Here is a 21370-nt window from a genome sequence, read left to right on the forward strand (position 1 = left end):
AATTTTAATGCAAAATAGTACCGGGGTACTGTTCAACCCTGCCCCCGACCGTGTTACAGTGAAAGCCCATTGACCACCATATGCAGGGGGTGATTCACAACATACCCCTATCTGTGGGGGTAGGTGGGCAGGTGGTCGGTGGCGCCGCGCGGATATTGGGGCCGGGAACCCGGGATGGGGGGGCCAAAGCCATGAAATGCCCGTATTGCGGTGCGACCGGGGCCTCGCGTGTGGTCGACACCAGTCATGATGCGCGAGGAGGAATTCGGCGACGGCGGGAGTGCCTGAAGTGTGGGGAGCGATTCAGCACCTACGAGCGGGCAATCCTGGCCACGCCGATGTTGATCAAATCGGGCGGAGAACGGGAAGCTTTTGATCGGGAAAAGCTGATCCAGGGGATGCGCATTGCCTGTGCCAAACGACCGGTAGCAGCAGCGGATCTGGAACGGCTGGCCGATCAGATCGAAGCCAAGCTACAGCGCATGGGCAAGGCGGAAGTCTCCAGCCGGGTGGTCGGCGATATGGCGATTGAGGGACTGAAAGCGCTCGATGCCATCGCCTATATCCGCTATGCCATCGTCTATCTGCGGCTGGATAACCTGGATAGCGTGCGCGCTGAGATCAACAAACTGCTGGCCGAACAGGACAGCAAAACCAAGGGGTCGCAGGCCGGCCGCTAGTCATCCCGGGCGCATCCTGCCGCGATCAGACTGTCACCCGTCGGTACACTCTGCCATGTAATGCCTGGGGATGGCCAATCCAATAGCAGCGCCTGACCAGGAATTGAGGGATGGCCGGACTCAATTCGTCTGTGTTGTATTGTTTTCAGGGGAAGGAGCTTCGCAATGACGACCAAGCAGTCAGGCAAGACCAGAACCGGAAGCCGACCAAACGGTCATTCCGGCCCTCCGTTGCCCCTGCGCCACCTGCCGCTTTCCGAAAATGCGCGGACCGTTCTGGCCAAGCGCTATCTGCGGCGCGGGCCGGATGGCCAGCCGGCGGAGACCGAGCATGAGATGTTCTGGCGGGTGGCCAGCCATGTCGCAGCAGCAGAGGCGGAACTGGCGGGGGATGTTGAACTGTGGTCGAACCGCTTCTATGAGCTGCTGACGGATATCCGGTTCTTCCCCAACAGCCCGACCTTCACCGGCGCGGGCACGCCGCTGGGCCAGCTGGCCGCCTGCTTTGTGCTGGCCATCGACGATGATATGGGGCGTACGCCTTCCGGCATCTTCCAGACGCTGCGGGACGCGGCGCTGATCCAGCAGACCGGCGGCGGCAATGGTTTTTCGTTTAGCCGCCTGCGGCCCAAAGGCGCGCTGGTGCGTTCCTCGATGGGCAAGGCGACCGGGCCGGTGGGCTTCCTGCGGGTGTACGACCAGGCTTTTGGCGAGATCGCGCAGGGCGGTTCCCGGCGCGGGGCCAATATGGCTGTGCTGCGCGTCGATCACCCGGATATCAAAGAGTTCATTACCTGCAAAACTAACGAGAGCCAGATCACCAATTTCAATATCTCTGTGGGCGTCACCGATGCATTTATGCAGGCGGTGGAAAATGACGAGGATTTCGAGCTGATCAACCCCGCCGATGGCGCTGTTTGGGAGACGGTGCGCGCCCGCGATCTTTTTGACCTGATTGCTCGCCAGGCGCACTTCAACGGCGAGCCGGGCATCCTGTTCCTGGACACTGCCAACCGTAGCAATCCTGTCCCACACCTCTACGAGCTGGAGGCCACCAACCCCTGCGGCGAGCAATGGCTGGGGCCGTTTGAAAATTGCTGCCTGGGGTCGATCAACCTGGCCCGGCATATGACGGACGACGACCGGCTGGACTGGGAAAAGCTACAGCGCACCATTGAGGAATCCACCCGCTTCTTGGATGATGTGGTGACGGCCAATGCCTATGTCCCTGCTGTGCCCCAGCTCAAGCAGGCGGCTCACCGGGTGCGGCGCATTGGCCTGGGGATCATGGGGCTGGCCGACATCATGTACCGCCTGGGGGTGCGCTATGGCTCCGAGGAAGGGCAGGAACTGGCCGGGCAGGTCATGGAATTCGTGCGCTACCATACCATGCGCACCAGCATCGAGCTGGCGCGGGAACGCGGCCCGTTCCCGGCCATCCGGGGTAGCCTGTATGACCCGGAGAATCTCAAATGGACACCACCTCGCCCGATCACGCCTTACCGCCACGACTGGGGCCGCCCGGTTCTGGACTGGGACGCCATCACCGCCGGGATTAAGGCGCATGGCATCCGTAACGGCGCGCAGAATACCGTCGCACCGACAGGCACGATCTCGACGGTAGCTGGCTGTGAGGGCTATGGTTGCGAGCCGGTCTTTGCCCTGGCTTATATTCGTCATGTCAACGACGGAGGACGCGACCTGGAGCTGCAGTATACCAGTCCGCTGTTCCAGCAGGCCATGCAACGCGCCGGTCTGGACGAGGAGACCATTCGCCGGGTAGTGGAGCAGGTTAGCGTCGATGGCAGTTGCCAGCATGTGGAAGAACTGCCGGAGGAGATCCGGCGCGTGTATGTGGTCAGCGGTGATGTCACGCCTGAGGAGCATGTCCGCATGCAGGCGGCGATGCAGGCTTTTGTGGATAACTCGATCTCCAAGACGATCAATATGCCCGCAACGGCCACCGTTGAAGACGTCAAAGAGGCGTATCGGCTGGCCTGGAAGCTGGGCTGTAAAGGTCTGACTGTCTATGTGACCGGCAGCCGTCAGAAGGTCGTCCTGGAAACGCGGGCCACCAAAGAGGCCAAGGAAAGCGGGACCGGTTCCGAAACAGTACCTGCTGCCGCGGAGCCATTGCCGCTGTTTAACGAGGACAAGAAACCACGTCCGCGCCGTCTGTCCGGCTGGACTTACCGCCTGCCGACGCCGCTGGGCACGACCTACCTGACGATCAACGAGAATGGCCAGCGGGGCGACCAGCCATTTGAGGTCTTCCTGCATACTGCCAAGGCCGGTTCCGATACCGCCGCTGTCTCGGAGGCGCTAGGCCGCCTGATCTCGTATGTGCTGCGGCTGGCATCGCCGGTCAGCCCGCGCAAACGGCTGAAGGAAGTGGTGCGCCAGCTGGCCGGGATCGGTGGCGGGCGGGCGACCGGCTTCGGCCCGGCACGTGTGCGCAGCCTGCCTGATGGCATCGCCCAGATGTTGCAGATGTACCTGGACGAGACGGCTGACCGCGATATGCAGGCTTCTTCGGGGGTGACTGCGGTGACGCCCGCCCAGGCGCCTGTCCAGCCAACCCTGCCGCTGAGCGAGTTGTCGCAGTCCCGGGTCGGTGATCTGTGCCCGGAGTGCGGCCAGGCGACCTTTATCAACGTCGAAGGCTGCCGCAAGTGCGATTCTTGTGGCTATAGTGAGTGCTAGACTTGCGGCAATACCCCCGGCAACTCAGGCGCTCCCACGGCTTCCAGTCGCGGGAGCGCTTTGCTTTCTGGCGGGCTACAGCTAACCTGACAACAGACTGACGATTCCCTTGCGCGGGGCATTGAACAACCGTTGACCACCCACTGATTGCCCCGAACATGAATTGTCCTTATGATCAAAATAGTCAATGACTGACTCCTGTTCGCTGGCCAAGGGCGGTTCTGCACCGCTTTAAGAGGGGGTATTCCATGAGGCCAAGGCACACTATAGTCTTAATGGGCTTGATCGGGTTGGTGTTGATCCTGGGAGTCTGGCTCCTGGGCGGGCCGGAATCGTCCGCGCAGGCTGGACCGCCGTTACAACAGGGTGCGCGTGCTGCGCCGCAGGTGGTCGATACCCAGCCACTGCCCGGCGAGGAAATCTCGCTGGATAGTACCGTCACATTCTACTTCGACCAGCCGATGGATCTGGAGAGCGTGCGGGCGGCGCTGAGCGTGACTCCGGTTACCCCGCTGAAGGTCGAAGCAGTCGATCCGCGCACCATCCAGATCACACCGGAAAAACCGTTGCTACGGGCCACCGGCTACACGTTCACGCTGAGCACAGAGGCCCGCAGTGTGGCCGGAGATCCGCTGGGCGAACCGTTCACGTTCAACGTGCAAACGGTGGGTTACCTGGCGGTGGCCGAGGTGCTGCCTGCACCGGATACCCGCCATGTCGCGACTGATTCAGCGATCACCGTGATCTTTAACCGGCCGGTGGTGCCGCTGGTGACAGTCGAGGAAATGGCAACCTTGCCCGACCCGCTGGTCTTTGACCCGCCGCTGGAAGGCGAGGGTGAGTGGCTCAATACCTCGATCTATATCTTCCATCCGGTGCGGCTGGAGGGTGGCACCACCTATACGGCTACCGTCCCCGCTGGCCTGACCGATGTTACCGGCGGTGTGCTGGATGCTGACTATGCTTGGCAGTTCACCACTGTGCCGCCGGCGATCCTGACCATCAGCCCTGGCCATAATGAGGATGGTGTGGCGCTGGACGCGCCGGTGGTGGTGACCTTTAACCAGGCCATGGATCGCGCCAGTGTGGAGAAGGCGTTTGTTCTCGCCGAGCAGGATGCTGGCGTGGTACGCGGATCGTTCTCCTGGAACGAGACGGCCTCGGAAATGACCTTCACGCCTGCTGAGCCGCTGGCGCTGGGTGGCTTCTACACGGCGCGGGTGGACGCCCATGTCGCCCGTGCAGCCAATGGCACCACACCGCTTGAGCAGACGATGACCTGGAACTTCATGGCCGTGGATCGTCCGCGCATTCTGCGCACTGAACCGACCAACGGCAGTAATCCGATGCCTTCGGGCGGCTTTGCCATCATCTTCGCCACGCCGATGGATCGTACCACGCTCGATGATAAGGTGATCATCGAGCCGGAGCCATACCGCGAGCCAGAAGCATACTATTATTCGTGGGATAACCGCTACGGGCTGAGCTTCGAACTGGAGCCGAGCACCGATTACACGATCCGCATCCTGCCAGGCATGGCTGATGTTTATGGCAACACGATTGATCAGGAGACGGTCATCCGCTTCACCACGCAGCCCTATGGACCCTGGGTAACGCTCAACACACCTGGCCGGGTGGGGCTGTACAGCGCTTACGCGCCGCAAACGCGCCTCTTCGCCCAGCATCTGAACGTTAGCCAGCTTGATCTGTCGCTTTACCGCCTGAGCCTGGCCGACCTGGCTCGCCTCAATGGGCCGGATAGCTGGGAACTGTGGGAGGACTTCCCGCGCCGCGAGGTTGATCTGCTGCGCCGCTGGTCGGTGCCCGTGGAATCCGGCGAGAATGAGCGCTGGTACGAACTGCTGACTATCACCACCCAGGGCGGGAGCCAGCCGCTGGAATGTCCTGGCGCTCCTGATCCGCGCCTGGAAGTCGGCGGCACGGCAGTGGTGATTACAGAGCCGGATCCGCTCCGAGCGCGAGGGGGCAGCCCGACGGGCGAGATCGTGGCCCTGCTCTACAAGGACTACCAGCTGCCGGTCGTGGGCGGCCCGGTCTGTGAGCAGGGGTTGTATTGGTGGCAGGTGGAACTGCGCGATGGCTCGCTGGCCTGGATCGCTGAGGGCGATACCAGTGAGTATTACGTCGCGCTAAAGACTCCCGCGCCGCGCCCGGAAACAGTTACGGACGTGCAGACGGCGGCGGTCGGCGGGGAACAGGCGCTGCCGCCCGGCGCATACTTCCTGATCGTCTCCACGCCAGAGACGCGCAGCCGGGGTTTTCAGTCACTGCAGCACGCCATGATCGTGGCCAGCGCCAATGTCACGCTCAAATTCTCGGTGGATTCCGCACTGGCCTGGGTGACTGACCTGCAGACTGGAGAACCGCTGGCCGGCGTACCGGTCACCTTCTACGACCGGGCTTTCAACCCGGTGGCCAGTGCCGTGACTGACACCGGCGGCCTGGCGACGGCGTCCATCCCGCGTCTGGAAAGCCTGTACGACTATGTGTATGCCGTGGTCAACACGCCGGAGGCGTTCGGCTTCGCTGCCAGCGAGTGGACGTGGGGCATCGAACCATACGACTTCAACCTGATGGCGGACTACTTCCCGGTGGATGTGCGGGGCTATCTGTATACGGACCGCCCGATCTACCGTCCGGGGCAGCCGGTGTACTTCCGCGGCGTGCTGCGCAGCCGCGACGATGTGACCTATACGCCGCCGAACCTGAGGGAACTGCCCATCCGGGTGCAGGATAACCTGGGCGAAACGATCTACGAGGCAACACTGCCCCTGACCTCCTACGGGACCTTCAGCGGCCAGTTTGACCTGGCCGAAGATGCCGGGCTGGGCTACTACCAGATCACGGCAGTGGTTGACCCGACTGAGGACTATAGCCCGCGCAACTTCAGCGTGTCGTTCGGTGTGGCCGAATACCGCGCTCCGGAGTTCCAGGTGACGGTCACACCGGAATCCGATCAGGTGGTGCAGGGGGAGACAATCCGCGTGCTGGTGGACAGCCGCTATTTCTTCGGCGGCGCAGTCTCGGCGGCGCGGGTGGCCTACAGTGTGCTGGCCCAGAACTACTTCTTTGAGTACAGCGGGCTGGAGCGCTACGAGTTCATCGACTTCAACTATGATGAAGGTCCCAGCGTCTACTATGGCGGCGGGTACGGGTCTGTGGTGGCGGAGGGTGAAGGCGTGACCGACGCTGAAGGCCGCCTGTTGATCGAAATACCCGCCGATCTGGGTGAGGCAACCCAGAGCCAGACCTTCACCATCGAGGCGTCAGTCACTGATGAGAGCGGTCAACTGGTTGCTGGACGGGCAACGGTGATCGTCCACCAGGGCCAGGTTTACGTGGGCATCCGCCCGGAGCGTTACGTTGGTCTGGCGGGCGAAGCCAACACGATCAACCTGATCGCGGTGGACTGGGAGAGCGCCCCGGTGGCCGGGCAGGAGATCCGCTACGAAGTCGTCGAGCGGCGCTGGTCGAGCGTCCAGGAAGAGGATGAATATGGCCGCGCTATATGGACGTGGGAGGTTGAAAATATCCCGGTAGAAGGCGCGTCCGGGACAGTGGCGACCGGCGCTGATGGTACGGCGACGTTTGAGTTCGTGCCGCCCATCGCCGGGACGTATAAGATCCTGGCGACGACGCGCGACGGGCGCGGCAACGAAGTACGCGCCTCCGGCTTCATGTGGGTCTCCGGGCGGGAGTATGTGGCCTGGCGGCAGCAGAATAGCAACCGGATCGAGCTGATCACCGACCGCGATAGTTACAAAGTTGGCGATATGGCCGAAGTGTTGATCGCCTCGCCGTGGCAGGGCCGGGCGATGGCGCTGCTGACGATCGAGCGCGGCGATGTGCTGCACCACGAGATCATCCCGCTGGAGACTAACAGCACGGTCTACCGCTTCCCAATCGAGGATGCTTACGCGCCTAACGTGTATGTGTCAGCACTGCTGGTCAAGGGCGTGGATGAGAATACGGCGGTGGCTGAATTCCGTGCCGGTATGGCCCAGATCGCGGTTGACCCGGAGCGGCGCGAGATCACCGTGACTGTCCGCCCGGATCGCGAGCAGGCCGGCCCGCGTGAGACAGTCACCTATACCGTGGAAACCAGGGACTACGCCGGGAACCCGGTGGCGGCGGAGGTTGGCGTCGGCCTGACTGATCTGGCTGTTCTGACCATTGCCGAGCCGAACAGTTCGCCGTTGATGCAGGTCTTCTACGGCCAGCAGGGGTTGAGTGTGCGCACTGCCGTGCCGCTGACGCTCAGCGTCGACCAGCTCACCCAGACCACCCTGGACACGGTCAAAGGTGGTGGCGGCGGTGGCGGTGAAGGCGGCATCTTTGAGGTGCGGGAGGAATTCGTCGATACGCCGTACTGGAACCCGGTCGTGCTCACCGGCGAGGATGGCGTGGCAACGTTCGAGGTCACCTTGCCCGATAACCTGACGACCTGGCGGCTGGATGCCCGCGCTGTGACTGACGGGCGGAATGGCATCACCCTAGTGGGGCAGACCACCCAGGACCTGATCAGCACCAAGCCGCTGCTGGTGCGCCCGATCACACCACGCTTCTTCGTGGCAGGCGACGCTCTGACGCTGGTGGCGGTGGTCAACAACAACACCGGCGAGCCAATGACCGTTGACGCCTCCCTGCGGGGAGCTGGCCTGACCTTCAACAGCCCACAGGATGTCACGGCGGAGATTCCGACCGGTGGGCGCCACCGCTTTGAGTGGATGGTCACCGTCGAGGATACCGAAGCCGTTGACCTGACCTTCTATGCCAGCGGCAATGATGGCGCTTATACCGACGCCAGCAAACCGCCGCTCGGACAGGGGGATGACCGGCTGCTGCCGGTCTACCGCTACGAAGCGCCGGAAGTGGTGGGCACGGGCGGCATGCTTGCCGAACCGGGCACGATCACCGAGGCGATCGCGCTACCGCGCCGCTATGACGTGACCCAGGGCGAACTGACAGTGCGTGTGGATCCGTCACTGGCGGCCACCACGCTCGATAGTCTGGACTACCTGGAGAACTTCCCGCACCAGTGCATCGAGCAGACGGTTAGCCGCTTCCTGCCCAATGTGATGACCTACCGGGCGCTGGAATCGCTGGGCGTGGCCGATGAGACGTTACGTGCCAATCTGGATCGCGAAGTGTCCTTTGGCCTGCAGCGGCTCTATGCTCAGCAGAAATCTGACGGCGGCTGGGGCTGGTTTGTCAACGACAGAAGCGATCCGCTGACCACTGCCTATGCCCTGATCGGGCTGGTGGAGGCCCGCAATAGCGGCTTTGCCGTCTCCAATGATGTGATCCTGCGGGCGGTGGCCTTCCTGAACGATCGCCTGATCGTGGTGGATGAGGGGACGGATGTCTGGCGGCTCAACCGGCAGGCGTTTATCCTCTACGCGCTGGCCCGCGCCGACCGGGGCAATGTAGCCCGCACTATGCGCCTGTTTGAGTTCCGCGACAAGCTTAGCCTGTATGCCCAGGCGTATCTAGCGGTCTCGCTGAACCGTATGGCGCTGGATATGCAGAGCGAGATCGACGGCATGGTTGCTTCGCTGGTCAGCCGGGCGGCGCTCAGCGCCACCGGCGCGCACTGGCAGGAGGCGTTCACCGACTGGTGGAACTGGAACACGGATACGCGCACCACAGCGATCGTGCTCGGCGCCCTGATCGAGCTGGATCCGGGCAATCCACTGCTGGCGCAGGCCGTGCGCTGGCTGATGGTCGCCCGCCAGGGCGATCACTGGGAGACCACCCAGGAGACCGCCTGGGCGATCATGGCTCTGACGGACTGGATGGTTACTACGGGTGAACTGGAGCCGGGCTATGCGATTGGCGTGACGCTCAACGGTGAACCGCTGCTGGACGCTGAGGCCACACAGGCGACTGTCCGCGAGAGCTATGTGCTGCGCATCCAGGTGGCCGACCTGCTCAAGGATCAGGCTAACCTGCTGGCGCTGACGCATGGCGACGGCCCCGGTGTGATGTACTACGCCGCGCACCTGCGGGCCTTCCTGCCTGTGCCGGAGATCGAGCCGCTCAACCGGGGGATCATCATCAGTCGGCGCTACAGCCTGCTGGACGACCCGGAGCGGACGCCGATCGAGGGTGCGCCGGTGGGCTACAATGTGCGGGTGACGCTGACGATCATCGCGCCCAATGACCTGCACTACGTCGTGATCGAAGACCCAATCCCGGCGGGCACGGACGCCGTCAACCCCAACCTGCAGATTTCGGAGCAGATCGGCACCCGACCGGAAGTCGACCGGGTTGATCCGCTCAGCCGGGGCTGGGGCTGGTGGTACTTCAGCAATACCGAGTTTCGTGATGAGAAGGTCGTGATCTACGCCACGTACCTGCCGCGCGGGACGTACGAGTACAACTACACGATCCGCACCGGGCTGCCGGGCGCGTTCAATGTCATCCCGACGACCGGTTACGAGTTCTACTTCCCGGAGGTCTACGGGCGTGGGGCGGGCACGCTGTTCACCATCACGCCGGAGGAGGGTACAGAGGGATAGCCATCCCCCTCATCTGAATGTACAGACAGCCGCCGGGGTGCTTCAGCTTGCCCCGGCGGTTTGTGTTGGGGACCGCCGGGAACAGGACGAATTGCAGGCCAGCGGGTGACTCCTGCCCCCGCTGGATTGGCCGGGTCTGGGATACAATTGGCAAGGCAGGGCTGGTATCCCGGTGAATGCCGTAGAGGTAATTTACAGCGCAGGACGGGCTGCCCCCGGTATAATCAAACAGGTTGAGCACTTGTTCGCAAGGTGGTAGCGCAGGCTGCGGGGAGCCGCAGACTGTTTTGCCGGGCGCCACGGTGCAGGGCGACCCGGTTTCAGAAAGGAGCACGTCGTGATCGTTACAACAGCGCAGTTGTTCAAGGTTGCTTACGGGCGCTTTGCCGTCGGGGCGTACAACATCAACAACCTGGAGCAGACGCGCGGCCTGTTTAAAGGCAACATCGACTCGCAGGCCCCGTTCATCATCCAGATCTCCAAAGGTGCACGTAAGTACGCTGGCGTCAAGATGCTGGAAGGCATGATCCGCGCCGCGCAGGAGGAGTTCCCGGCGGCCGTCTTTGCCGTGCATATCGACCATGGCGACGAGGCCACCTGCTATGACGCGATCGACTCCGGGTTCTACAGCTCGGTGATGATCGATGCCTCGCATGAGCCGTTCGAGAAGAACATCGAGATCACCCGCCGCGTGGTGGAGCGCGCCCATGCCAAAGGTCTCAGCGTGGAAGCCGAACTGGGCATGCTGGGCGGTGTGGAAGAGGATATCTCTGTTGATGCGGGTAGCGCTTTCCTGACCGATCCCGATCAGGCGGTCGAGTTTGTGGAGCGCACTGGATGTGACAGCCTGGCGGTGGCCATCGGCACCAGCCATGGCGCATATAAGTTCACCGGTGCGCAAGGTGTTCGCTTTGATCGCCTGGCTCAGATTCAGGCCAAGCTGCCGGGCTTCCCCCTGGTGATGCATGGCTCGTCCTCTGTCCCGGCGGAAGAGGTGGCCCGCATCAATGCCGCCGGCGGCAAGATTGATCCATCAGCCAAGGGTGTCAACGAGGATGATTTTGCCAAGGCTGTACCGCTGGGCGTGACCAAGGTCAACATCGACACTGATGGCCGGCTGGTATGGACGCGTGTGCACCGCGAGTATTTCCGCGATCACCCGGAGCAGTTCGACTTCCGCAAGCCGGGCGAGGTGTTCATGAAGGAATATGCGGCCTTCATCGCGCACAAAAACGAGAAGCTTGGTTCCGCTGGCAAGCTTGATCTGGTTATGAAGGAACTGGGGTTGTAGGCAAGACCCCAGAGATGCTGTGGCGGGGTGGGCCTGGCCAGGGTGGCAGGCCCACCTTTGCATTTACTTGCGGAGCTTGACCACGATCTCAGGCTTGCATGGAGCCGCGCCGCCAGGCCTCGATCGGCAGGCGGTGCTCCCGGTAGTGTCCGTAAAAGGTGGCCAGCAATCGCCAGGGTGGCTGCCCGCCTTCCCAGACCGCCCATAGTGGGTCTGCCGGGTCTTCCGGCAGGGCGCGTAGTTCATCCATCAGCCGGGTGTAGATCGCGTCAAACTCGGCCAGCACGTCCTCCAGTGGGCGGTCGCGGTTGGCGGCGTAAGTGCAGGCGTTGAATTCCTCGATGTAGGCGTCCCAGCCGTTGCCTGGCGGGATGGGCAACGTCATACCCCGCTGTGCCATATCCAGCCAGTTGAGCAGATCGCGCTCCCAGGCGGTAATATGGGCCAGAATGTCTTTGATCGTCCAGGTATCCATCACCTGCGGAACGGTCATCTGTTCCGCGTTCAGCCCGGCGATGGCTTGCTCAAAGGCGGCGCGTTCGTCCGCCATACGCGCCAGGATGACGGCTTTGTTCAGTTGCCCGGTCATGGGCATCTCCCCTTGTTTTCAGTTGCCTGCTTTTTGCAGCCTGGCGCCACCGGTACGCCGCCGGCAGGCGGCAGGCTTTTGCAGGCCCCCGATGATAGCTAGCGCCCCGCAAGGGAGGTCGGAACCTGTGTGGCGCGGATCATGGAGTTCGACTCACTGGCGGGTTGCGGTACGCGGGTCGAGCACATCGCGCAGGCCGTCCCCCAGCAGGTTGAAGCCCAGCACGCCGAGCATGATCGCCAGGCCGGGGAAGAGCATCAGCCACGGCGCAGTCTCGGCCAGGCTGCGACTCTCGCTGAGCATCAGGCCCCAGGACGGTTCCGGCGGCTGGGTGCCCAGACCCAGAAAGCTCAGCCCGGCCTCGGTGATCAGTGACCAGGAGAGGGCCAGGCTGACCTGCACGATCAATGGCGCCATGGTATTGGGCAGCACGTGGCGGAAGAGTATGCGCTGCTCGCTGATGCCCAGGCAGCGGGCCGCCGTGACGAAATCCATCTCCTTAAGGGAAAGCACCGGGCCACGCGCCACGCGGGCGAAGATCGGGGTGTAAACCACCGCGATGGCGAAGACGGTATTCTGCAGGCCCGGCCCCAGCACCACAACCACCAGCAGCGCCAGCAGCAGGGTAGGGAAGGCAAAGAAGATGTCCATCACGCGCATGATCACGTTGTCGACCCGGCCGCCGATAAACCCGGCCACGATGCCTAGCAGCGTTCCGGCGGTACTGGCCAGCAAGACGGAGAACAGCGCCACCTGCAACGAGTTGGCCCCGCCGCGCATCAGGCGGCTGGCCAGATCGCGCCCGAAGAGGTCGGTGCCCAGCAAATAGGTCGTGCTTGGACCGGTTAGCCGATCGCGCGGGTGTTGTTCCAGCGGCGGGTATGGTGTCAGGCCGATGATCCCAAGCAGGCCAGTCAACACAAAGAGGCTGATCAACACCAGCCCTACCGCGCCGCTGCGGTTGGCGATCAGGCGGCGCCACAGGGCGGGTCGCCGACCGGTACGTAGTTCGGTGGTCATGGCTTCAGACTTTGCGATCATAGGAAATTCGCGGGTCAATGGCAGCGTAGATCACATCCACGACCAGGTTAATGACAACAAAGTTGAGGGCGACGAACAGGGTCACCCCCTGGATAAGGGCATAGTTACGCTGGGAAATGGCCCCTACAGCCAGCCGACCAATGCCCGGCAGGGAGAAAATCTGCTCGACAATGAATGCTCCGCCAAGCAGATAGCCAATCTCCACGCCGATCAGGGTGACGACCGGGATCAGGGCATTGCGCAGCGCGTGAACCAGGACGACACTCCGCTCCCGCAGACCCTTGGCCCGCGCCGTGCGCACATAATCCTCTCCCAGGACTTCCAGCATGGACGAGCGAGTCATACGCATCACGGACGCCGCAAACGAAAAACCCATGGCAAAGGCGGGGAAGATGAGTTGTTGCAGGTTGAGGACCGGATCCTCGTGGAAGTCAACATAGTTGCCGGAGTTGGGCAGGATACCAAAGAACACCGATAGCACATAAATGATCAGCGTTCCCAGCAGGAAGTTGGGGACGGAAAGCCCCAGCATGGAGATGATCCGGCCAAAGAGATCGAGAAAGGAGTTATGACGGATGGCCGCCATAATGCCGATGGGCAGGCCGATGATGAGGGCAATCACCACAGAAAGAAAGGCCAGTTCCAGGGTGACAGGGAAGTGGTTGAGGATGAGTTTGGTCACTTCCTCGCCATGCCGCACGGAATACCCCAGGTTGCCGCGTAGGGCATTGCCCAGCCAGGAGAAGTACTGCTCGACGATCGGCTTGTCCAGCCCGAAGTATTCTTCCAGCGCGGCACGCTGAGTCTGGGTTAGCATCCCGGCTTCTGTGCCGAGCATAGCCGTAATCTGGTCGCCGGGAACCATGCGGATCGCCAGAAAAACCAGGATCGACACGCCCAGCAGGGTTGGGATAAAGGCAATGATGCGGTTGATCAGGTAGCGAAACATGGCACCGTCCGGATGGGAGGTTGTGGGCAGGGGGGCGGCGCGCGCCCATGGATGGGATTTGGCGCCGCTCCCCCTGCAAATCAGGCAGATTCTGACGGCTTAGCGCTCCAGCGACACTTCGTGCAGGAAGTACAGCGCGTCGTTGGCGATCGGCTCCCAGCCTTTCACGTACGGCTGGTACGCAGTGTACTTGTACCCGGCATAGAGCCAGATCCAGGGCGACTTCTCGGTGAGCTGGCGTTCAAACTCGTGGAAGATCTCCAGACGCTTGGCGGGGTCGGTCTCCCGCTGACCCTGCTTCATCAGCGAGTCCAGCTCGTCATCGACATAGCCGGCTACCTGCTCGAAGCGGGCGCCATACTGCCAGTAACGGGCGTACATCGTGTACGGGTCGGTGCGGCCACCGTTGAGGGCGACGCAGGCGGTGAAGTCCGCGGCCAGCCAGCGATCAACGTACACACTCAGCTCCAGCGGCTCGATCTCGACCTTGATATTGATCTCGGCCAGTTGCGCTTGAATACTCTGCGCCTCGGAAAGTGCGGTGGGCGGCTCGGCATTGGCGACCATCACCGGCAGGGTGAAGCCATCCTGCAGGCCGACGGAAGCCAGCAACTCACGGGCCTTATCCAGATCTTTCTCGTAGCAGAACAGTTCGCTGGTGGGCAGGGCGAAGGCGGGCATGGTCAGCGGGCCGGTGACGCGGCCCTCGCCAAGGGCAGCCGAGTCCACCACTTCCTGGCGGTCGATGGCGCAGGAGATAGCCTGGCGGACTTCCAGCTTGTCCAGTGGCTCAACGGCGGCGCGGAGCTGCAGCACATGGTAGTCCAGGGCAGGGGTGCGGGCCAGCTTGATGTTCGGGTCATCGATCAGCAGCGTGGCGACCAGCGGGTCGTTCATCATGGCGAAGTCGATCGTCCCGGCGCGAAGCGCAGCCAGGATCGAGGCTTCGTCGGGGATGATACGGATTTCAACGCCGTCCACAAACGGCCCCTCGCCCCACCAGTCCGCATTGGCGGAGAGCCGGGTCACTTCCTCAGGCACCCAGCTATCCAGCTTGAAGGGGCCGGTGCCAATGGCGGTGGTGGTCGGATCGCCGCTCTCGATCAACTCGGAGGGCAGGATGGCTGCGTTGATGCTGGTCATGGCGGTCAGCAGCGGCACATCTGGTGTGCTGAGATGGAAGATCACGGTGTAGGGATCGGGCGCTTCCATCGACTGGATGCTGACATAGTTGGTTCGTGCAGCGGCTCCGGTGGCCTCGTCCAGGATGCGGGTGTAGGAGGCGATCACATCGTCGGCGGTGAAGTCGGAGCCGTCATGGAACTTGACGCCCTCACGCAGTTTGAAGGTCAGCGTCATGGCGTCATCGGCGAATTCCCAGCTTTCCGCCAGCGCCGGGGAGATCTCCAGGTTGTGGTTGGTGATGACCAGCGGCTCGTAAATCATATTGAGCAGCGCCAGGGAAGCGAAGGCGGTCTGGGTGTGTGGGTCGATGCCCGTGGCGTCAATAGCGCGGGCCATGATCAGGGTATTGCCCTGGGCGTTTAGCGGCAGGGCAGCCCCCAGCAGGGCGATGACAATCGCTACAACAGGCAAAATGTGGCGTATACGGGATGACAACATGTGGCTCCTCCTGACACAAGCTCTAGACAAGGACTCAATAGTTCGGGAGCGTCCGGCTTAGCTTATCGGTTAGGCTGAAGGCGCTAACAACCTCCTCTCTATCCCCCGGGGCTATGGCAACCTGTACGGCGAATCGCGTCGGTCATGCCCGGTCTTTTCGCTGGCATGGCTTCCAGAAGATCAACTCAGTGACATCCGGCAACACATAGGCCGGGATGGCACCGATCTGCCGGTAGCCGTGCCGGAGGTAGAACGCCTGGGCGTTGGTGTTGAAATCTGAAACCAACAGGAACAGATCGCGTCCTTCGCTGGCAGCCAGGCGTTCTGCTTCGGCCAGCAGCGCCGCGCCCAGACCCCTCCCGGAAACGTCCGGACGTACAGCGATCAGGCGGAGGTAGGCACTGCGGCCAAAGGCGCCGGTTGGCATGATCCAGGCAAAACCACAGGCCGACGCCGCCTCGGTATCGACCGCAATGACTGGCTCCTGCCGGTCAAGCGCCTGTGCCAGCATTCGCCGGGCTGCTGGCGTTTCCAGCCCGTAACGTTGCATAAGGGGTAGCCTGACCAGCCAATCAACCAGAGCAGGGATCTCTGCGGCGTCCAACGTACGAACTTTGTACATATTGCACATTTTACTGCCAACGCTGGCGGGAATCAATCAAGCGACCGGGCTTGCAGCGGGGTGCTCCGGCGCCGCAGCCAGGCCAGCAGGCGCGGCATCAGGGACTCATAAACACGGTAGAGGGCCGGGATCGGCGCGTAATCCCACGCGCCGATGTGCCGGGTGACCGTGCCGTTGAAGCCACGCTTGAACTCATAGACGCGCCACAGGCGGTCAGATTCATCGAAGATATCCGGTGCGCCGCGCAGGTCGTAGAGGCGATAACCGTGCTGCCTGGCCCAGCGGATGGCCGCCCATTGCAGGGCGTAGTTGGGCATCCGCTGGCGTTCCTCGTTGCTGGAAGCGCCGTAGAAGTACCAGCACTTGGCTCCGAAATGGAGCAGGATGACATGGGCCAGCGGGATGCCGTCATATTCAGCGATCAGCGGGTGGGCCAGTCCGGCCTGCATGAAGCTGCCCCAGGCGTCGTGGTAGTAGTCCAGTGGCCGGGTCAGGAAGCCATCGCGCTCCCCGGTGATGCGATATAGCTCGTAGAGAAGAGGCAGATCGGCGGTAGTCCCGTCCCGGATGGTGACGCCTTTCTTCTCCGCCGTGCGGATCTTGCGCCGTGTGCTCTGGTGCATGGCCATCAACAGATCGTCTTCGGAGCGCGACAGGTCGATGGTGATTGTGTTGCGGAATTGCACCTGGCTGGCCGAGAAGCGCCAGCCACGGGCACGGAGCCGATCGACCACGGCCAGCCCGACCGGGTCATCCCGCGCGTCCTCCTCGCCGGGAACGCCGTAGCCAAGCGGTAGTTCCGGATCGATCTTGAGCCAGATCGCTCTGCGCTGCCGGGCCAGGGATTGCAGGTATTCCAGGACGGTCTCGACGAGAGCGCTATTCGCGTAGTCAAGCGCAGGGCCACAGGCAACGTACATCACCCGCAGCGGGCCGGCGTGCCGGGTGAGTACCTGCGCGGCGGCGACGACCTGCCCGTCCTGCTGGAAGGCGATTCGCTCCGGTGTCCAGCCAGTCGTACGCCGCTTGAATTCCCCCCATTCCCAGGTTTGTTGAATATGGGCGCAGGGCAGGGGGCGCAGCAGGGCGTTCCAGGCGTTGCCGTTGGCTATGGAGGTCACGGTCAGCGATAGCGGAGCAGGCATAGGTTAGCGACTGGCTTTCTCCGGTGGGCAATCAGCGACGGTTTTGACGAAGTACACGCCACTGACGGAAATGCCGCTGTCGGTCGTGTACACCGCCGGGTGGATGGCGAAGCCCAGGCCGATCTTGAGCGCGTAGTTGGCGGTTTTGTCCAGCGAAGACCAGGAGCGGACCTGATAGCAGCCCAGATCGCGGGCCAGCTCCAACCCGGCGAGCTGCAGTGCGCGCCCGATGCCGTGACGGCGAAAGTCTTCATCGACGGCGAAAGTGTAGACGAACAACTCCTCCAGCGGCGTGCCGTCTGGCCCGACGATGGGCGTTTCCACCCCGCCGCTCCAGGCGGTCGCCGGGGCGACGATCGGCTGGCGCCTGAGCGATAGATGCCCGACAACCTGCCCTTCTTCGATGGCGCCCAGCAGATGCAGCCCCTCGTGGAGCAGGCCGCGTTCGTCAAGGACCCAGCGCAACATATCGGCGCGCTCCAGATGGGCAAAGCAGGCCAGCCACAGGTCATGGGTGGGGGTAAGGCTCAGAATCTGCACGGCGGTTATCCCTCCCGGCCGGTCAGACGCAAGTAGGCCTGATACGCCGCATAGATCGGGCGGCTGTAGACGAAGTCCCAGGCGGGCATGCGGCGGATCACCACGCCGCCCCAGCCGCGCTTGGTGCGGTAAACCCCCCACAGGCCATCTTCTCGCTCGTTGAAGCCTGCTTCCAGGGTCGCTTCGTCTTCGTCTGGCACGCCCCACAGGTCATAGATGGCACAGCCGCGTTCCCTGGCCCATTGGATAGCCGCCCATTGCGCAGCGTAGGTCGGCATGCGGTTACGCTCCTCGTTGGTAGAAGCGCCATAGAAGTACCAGGCGGTTCGGCCCAGAGCAAAGGCCATCACCCCGGCCAGGTCCTGCCCGGCGTAAGAAGCGATGAACAGGGCGGCCCGCCCCGCCGGAGCGAAAAGATCATAAGCGGTGCGGTAGTAGTCCGGGGCGTGCACGCCGAAGGCGTCGCGCTGCCCGGTGATCTGCATCATCGCGACGAAGCTATCGAGGTCAGCGGCAGTCGCCCGCCGGACGGTGACCTCCTTCTTCTCGCTCAGGCGGATGTTGTAGCGCGTCTTCTGCTTCATCCGCGCCAGGATGTCCTCCGGAGTGGCACGGATATCCAGCACGATTGTCCGCACCGGCTGGATGCTGTGCAGGGCGGGACGGAAACCCGCCGCGCTCAGGGCGGCAGCATAGCGAGGGGCCTCCGCCGCGCCGGTGGGGATGTCGCCATCCGCCGGGACGGCGGGGTCGGGCGCTTCGACCGTGAGCCAGTGCGCCCCCTGCCGCCGGGCCTCGGCGTGGATGGCTGCCCACAGGGGGGCCAGTTGCTCCGGTGCCTCCCACCAGCCGGGCGGCGTCAGCGGCCCCTTGGGGATGTAGGCCAGGCAACCCAGACGCAGGGGCAGGGGACGGTAGAGAATCTGCGCTCCGGCCACCAGCTGGTTGCCCGCCGCCAGCGCAACGCAAGAGGTTCGCCAGCCAAAACGCGCCTTGAGCGCCCCCCAATCAGGGAGCTGGAGGATATGGGCCTGAGGGTGGGCGCTGACAAAGGCATCCCACTTGCTGGCTGATGGCGAGAGTACACACAGAGGCTCCAAGCGAACGATCTCCTGTGCGGTTAGCGGCGTCACTGGCCCGCCGGAAACGCTGCGGGGTATTGTGCCGTTTGCAGGCGGCTTTGACAACTGAATAGCTTGATTGTGTTCCCGAAACCTTGTGGCTATAATGACTGGCGATTGTCTCCGCCGGGGTGGGTGCTGACGCAGGCGGAGAATCCTGATACAGGTTGTCATATCCGGATCAGGATGCTATACTGGCGCCGTTTGTCACAAACGGCCTCAGCAAATCACCTAACAAGCTTTTCCTTCTGTCTGTGCCTGTTGCCCAAGGAGCCATTACCAATGGATCTGAGCGAATGGGCCTTTATCGGAGTGTTTCTGGCAATCGCCGGAATCCTCCCTGCCGTGCCGATTGTGCTGGGCTGGTTGCTTGGCCCGCGCAAGCCCAACCCGATCAAGACCGATACCTATGAGTGCGGCATTGAAACGATCGGTGATGCCTGGGTGCAGTTCAAAGTCCAGTATTATGTCTTCGCGCTGGTCTTCCTGGTCTTTGATGTTGAGATGGTGTTGCTCTTCCCGTGGGCGGTCGCCTATGGCAAGCTGGGGCTGTTCGCCTTTGTGGAAGTGCTGATTTTCATTGCCCTGCTGGCAGTCGCCCTGGTGTATGTCTGGCGCAAGGGCGCGCTGGAGTGGACATAGCCCGCCATATCGGAAAACAGGCCGTGCATCCGCCCTGGATGTTCTGGCCTTTTTTGTCTTGCAAGGGGAGCGCTTATGCTGAGAGATGCCCTGATACAGGCTGGCATGAACGCAGGTCTGGCGACCTTCCTGGACATCCTGGGCGGGGTGTTGGTCGCAGCCACCTTCGGGATGGCGTGGGTGCTGTTTGGCATCTGGATCGAGCGCAAGATGGCGGCGCGCATTCAGAATCGGGTCGGCCCCAACCGGGTCGGCCCGTACGGCTTGATCCAGAATTTCGCCGATGCCCTCAAGTTGCTGATCAAGGAAGTGATCGTTCCGCGGAACGCTGACCGGCCGGTGTATTTTCTGGCTCCGGTGCTGATGGTGGTGTCGGTGATCCTGGTCGCCGCCGTCATTCCGTTCTCGTCAGTTGTGATCGGGACCGACCTGAACATCGGCCTGCTGTATGTGCTGGCGGTTGGCTCGCTGGGCACGCTGGCGGTGCTGATGGCCGGCTGGGGCAGTAACAACAAGTTTGCCCTGCTGGGGGCCTTCCGGGCGGTGGCGCAGCTGATCAGCTACGAAGTGCCGATGGTGCTGGCCCTGCTGATCCCGGTGATGCTGGCCGGGTCGCTGAGTATGCAGGATCTGGTGCGGTCGCAGCATGTATGGTTCCTGTTCGTCGCGCCCATCGCAGCGGTGTTATTCCTGATCGCGGCGCATGCGGAAAACGGGCGCGCCCCCTTTGACCTGCTGGAAGCGGAAAGTGAACTCATCGCCGGCTACAACATCGAGTACAGCGGCATGGCCTTCGCAATGTTCTACCTGGCGGAGTTCATGCACGCCTTCTTTGTGGCGATTGTGTTCAGCGTGCTCTTTCTGGGCGGCTGGCGCGGCCCCGGCGCGGAGACGTACCCGATTCTGGGCATGATCTATCTGGGCATCAAGTCGATGGTGGTCTATTTCGTCACGGTCTGGTTGCGCCTGACCGTGCCGCGCGTGCGCATTGACCACCTGCTGGCCCTGAACTGGAAGATCATGGTCCCGCTGGCGCTGGCCAATGTCGTCCTGACGGCTTTCCTTTTCAAGCTGGTACCAACGCCGGATTACAGCGCGGCGCGGGCGATTGCTGAAGGCGAATTCACGGGCGTGGCATCCGGGTTGTACCGCCTGCTGGGGCCGGAATTCGTGGCTATGCTCCCGCTGGCTGGCGTGTTGCTGGTGGGGAACATCGCACTGATCGTGGCTGCGGCGGCGCTGCTGCGCTGGCTGGCCCGACGCAGGCGCCAGGAAATTGAGGCACTGGTGGACGAGACGGAATACGCGCCCGGCGTGGCGGCGGCGGAATAGCGGGGGTGGCAATGGAAATCACGATTGAACTGCTGGTTTTCCTGGTATTTGCGCTCCTGACGCTGGCTGGCGGCCTGGGCGTGGTGCTGGCCCGGAATCTGTTCCGGGCGGCACTGCTTTTGTTGATGAGCCTGTTCGGGGTGGCCGGGCTGTTTGTGTTGCTGGCTGCGCCGTTCCTGGCCGCTGTGCAGGTGCTGATCTACATGGGCGGCATCACCATCCTGATTATCTTCGCTGTGATGCTGACGCGGGGGATGGTCAGGGCGCGCAATGTGTTCAGCGAGCAGTGGGACCTGGCGGCTATCGTCTCGCTGGCTTTCCTGGCGCTGGTGGTGTACCTGCTCTGGCAGTTGCAGCAGGGGAGCAGCGCGGCGCTGTTCGCGGCCCCTCCACCGGAGGGCGGGCTGGAGAACCCGATAGCGGCGCTGGGCGCGGCGTTGGTCGATCCGGCTCAGTACATGCTGCCGTTCGAAGTGGCGTCGGTGTTGCTGGCCGGGGCGTTGATCGGGGCGATCTACATCGCCCGCGATGATGAGGCGGAGTAAGAGCT

15 protein-coding genes are annotated in these 21370 nt (G+C 62.8%); 7 read left to right on the forward strand and 8 right to left on the reverse strand.

All coding sequences use genetic code 11. From position 1 onward, the window contains the following. Positions 1-191: 191 nt before the first annotated feature. The 4 genes from nrdR to HPY64_04150 all read left to right on the forward strand — a co-directional run bounded on the left by nrdR (position 192) and on the right by HPY64_04150 (position 11216). Entirely contained in the window at positions 192-680 is a 489-nt protein-coding gene (gene nrdR / locus HPY64_04135; GenBank protein NPV66316.1) for a transcriptional repressor NrdR, read from the forward strand. Positions 681-845: 165 nt separating this feature from the next. Beyond that, positions 846-3383: an adenosylcobalamin-dependent ribonucleoside-diphosphate reductase gene (locus HPY64_04140; GenBank protein NPV66317.1), complete on the forward strand. Its 2538-nt coding sequence runs from the start codon at positions 846-848 to the stop codon at positions 3381-3383. Between the two features lie 248 nt (positions 3384-3631). Then, on the forward strand, positions 3632-9925 hold the full coding sequence (locus HPY64_04145) for a hypothetical protein (protein NPV66318.1): 6294 nt from the start codon (positions 3632-3634) through the stop codon (positions 9923-9925). Positions 9926-10262: 337 nt separating this feature from the next. Then, the gene (locus HPY64_04150; protein NPV66319.1) at positions 10263-11216 is read left to right on the forward strand and encodes a class II fructose-bisphosphate aldolase; all 954 of its coding nucleotides are present in this window, start codon (positions 10263-10265) and stop codon (positions 11214-11216) included. A gap of 88 nt (positions 11217-11304) precedes the next feature. On the opposite strand, the gene HPY64_04155 is transcribed toward HPY64_04150, so the two are convergent. The 8 genes from HPY64_04155 to HPY64_04190 form a co-directional block, all read right to left on the reverse strand. After that, positions 11305-11805, reverse strand: a complete 501-nt coding sequence (locus HPY64_04155) for a ClbS/DfsB family four-helix bundle protein (GenBank protein NPV66320.1) — start codon at positions 11803-11805, stop codon at positions 11305-11307. Between the two features lie 153 nt (positions 11806-11958). Next, entirely contained in the window at positions 11959-12825 is an 867-nt protein-coding gene (locus HPY64_04160; GenBank protein ID NPV66321.1) for an ABC transporter permease, read from the reverse strand. Positions 12826-12829: 4 nt separating this feature from the next. Beyond that, complete coding sequence (locus HPY64_04165; GenBank protein NPV66322.1) at positions 12830-13795, reverse strand: ABC transporter permease; 966 nt, start codon at positions 13793-13795, stop codon at positions 12830-12832. Between the two features lie 99 nt (positions 13796-13894). Further along, positions 13895-15418: an ABC transporter substrate-binding protein gene (locus HPY64_04170; protein ID NPV66323.1), complete on the reverse strand. Its 1524-nt coding sequence runs from the start codon at positions 15416-15418 to the stop codon at positions 13895-13897. A 142-nt stretch (positions 15419-15560) separates the two neighbouring features. After that, a complete protein-coding gene (locus tag HPY64_04175; GenBank protein ID NPV66324.1) occupies positions 15561-15968 on the reverse strand; it encodes a GNAT family N-acetyltransferase in 408 nt (135 codons plus the stop codon). A 104-nt stretch (positions 15969-16072) separates the two neighbouring features. After that, on the reverse strand, positions 16073-17185 hold the full coding sequence (locus tag HPY64_04180; GenBank protein ID NPV66325.1) for a peptidoglycan bridge formation glycyltransferase FemA/FemB family protein: 1113 nt from the start codon (positions 17183-17185) through the stop codon (positions 16073-16075). A gap of 3 nt (positions 17186-17188) precedes the next feature. Then, positions 17189-17725, reverse strand: a complete 537-nt coding sequence (locus HPY64_04185; GenBank protein ID NPV66326.1) for a GNAT family N-acetyltransferase — start codon at positions 17723-17725, stop codon at positions 17189-17191. Positions 17726-17730: 5 nt separating this feature from the next. Further along, the gene (locus HPY64_04190; GenBank protein NPV66327.1) at positions 17731-18825 is read right to left on the reverse strand and encodes a peptidoglycan bridge formation glycyltransferase FemA/FemB family protein; all 1095 of its coding nucleotides are present in this window, start codon (positions 18823-18825) and stop codon (positions 17731-17733) included. 303 nt (positions 18826-19128) lie between these two features. Between HPY64_04190 and HPY64_04195 the strand changes: the two genes are divergently transcribed. The 3 genes from HPY64_04195 to HPY64_04205 all read left to right on the forward strand — a co-directional run bounded on the left by HPY64_04195 (position 19129) and on the right by HPY64_04205 (position 21365). Next, positions 19129-19488, forward strand: a complete 360-nt coding sequence (locus HPY64_04195; GenBank protein ID NPV66328.1) for an NADH-quinone oxidoreductase subunit A — start codon at positions 19129-19131, stop codon at positions 19486-19488. A gap of 75 nt (positions 19489-19563) precedes the next feature. Then, positions 19564-20820, forward strand: coding sequence for an NADH-quinone oxidoreductase subunit NuoH (gene nuoH / locus HPY64_04200; protein NPV66329.1), 1257 nt, complete (start codon positions 19564-19566; stop codon positions 20818-20820). Positions 20821-20831: 11 nt separating this feature from the next. After that, positions 20832-21365 (forward strand): NADH-quinone oxidoreductase subunit J, encoded by a 534-nt coding sequence (locus HPY64_04205; GenBank protein ID NPV66330.1) that lies wholly within the window; start codon positions 20832-20834, stop codon positions 21363-21365. Positions 21366-21370: the final 5 nt, after the last annotated feature.

The sequence above is a fragment of the Anaerolineae bacterium genome, assembly GCA_013178165.1.
Lineage (GTDB): Bacteria > Chloroflexota > Anaerolineae > Aggregatilineales > Ch27 > Ch27.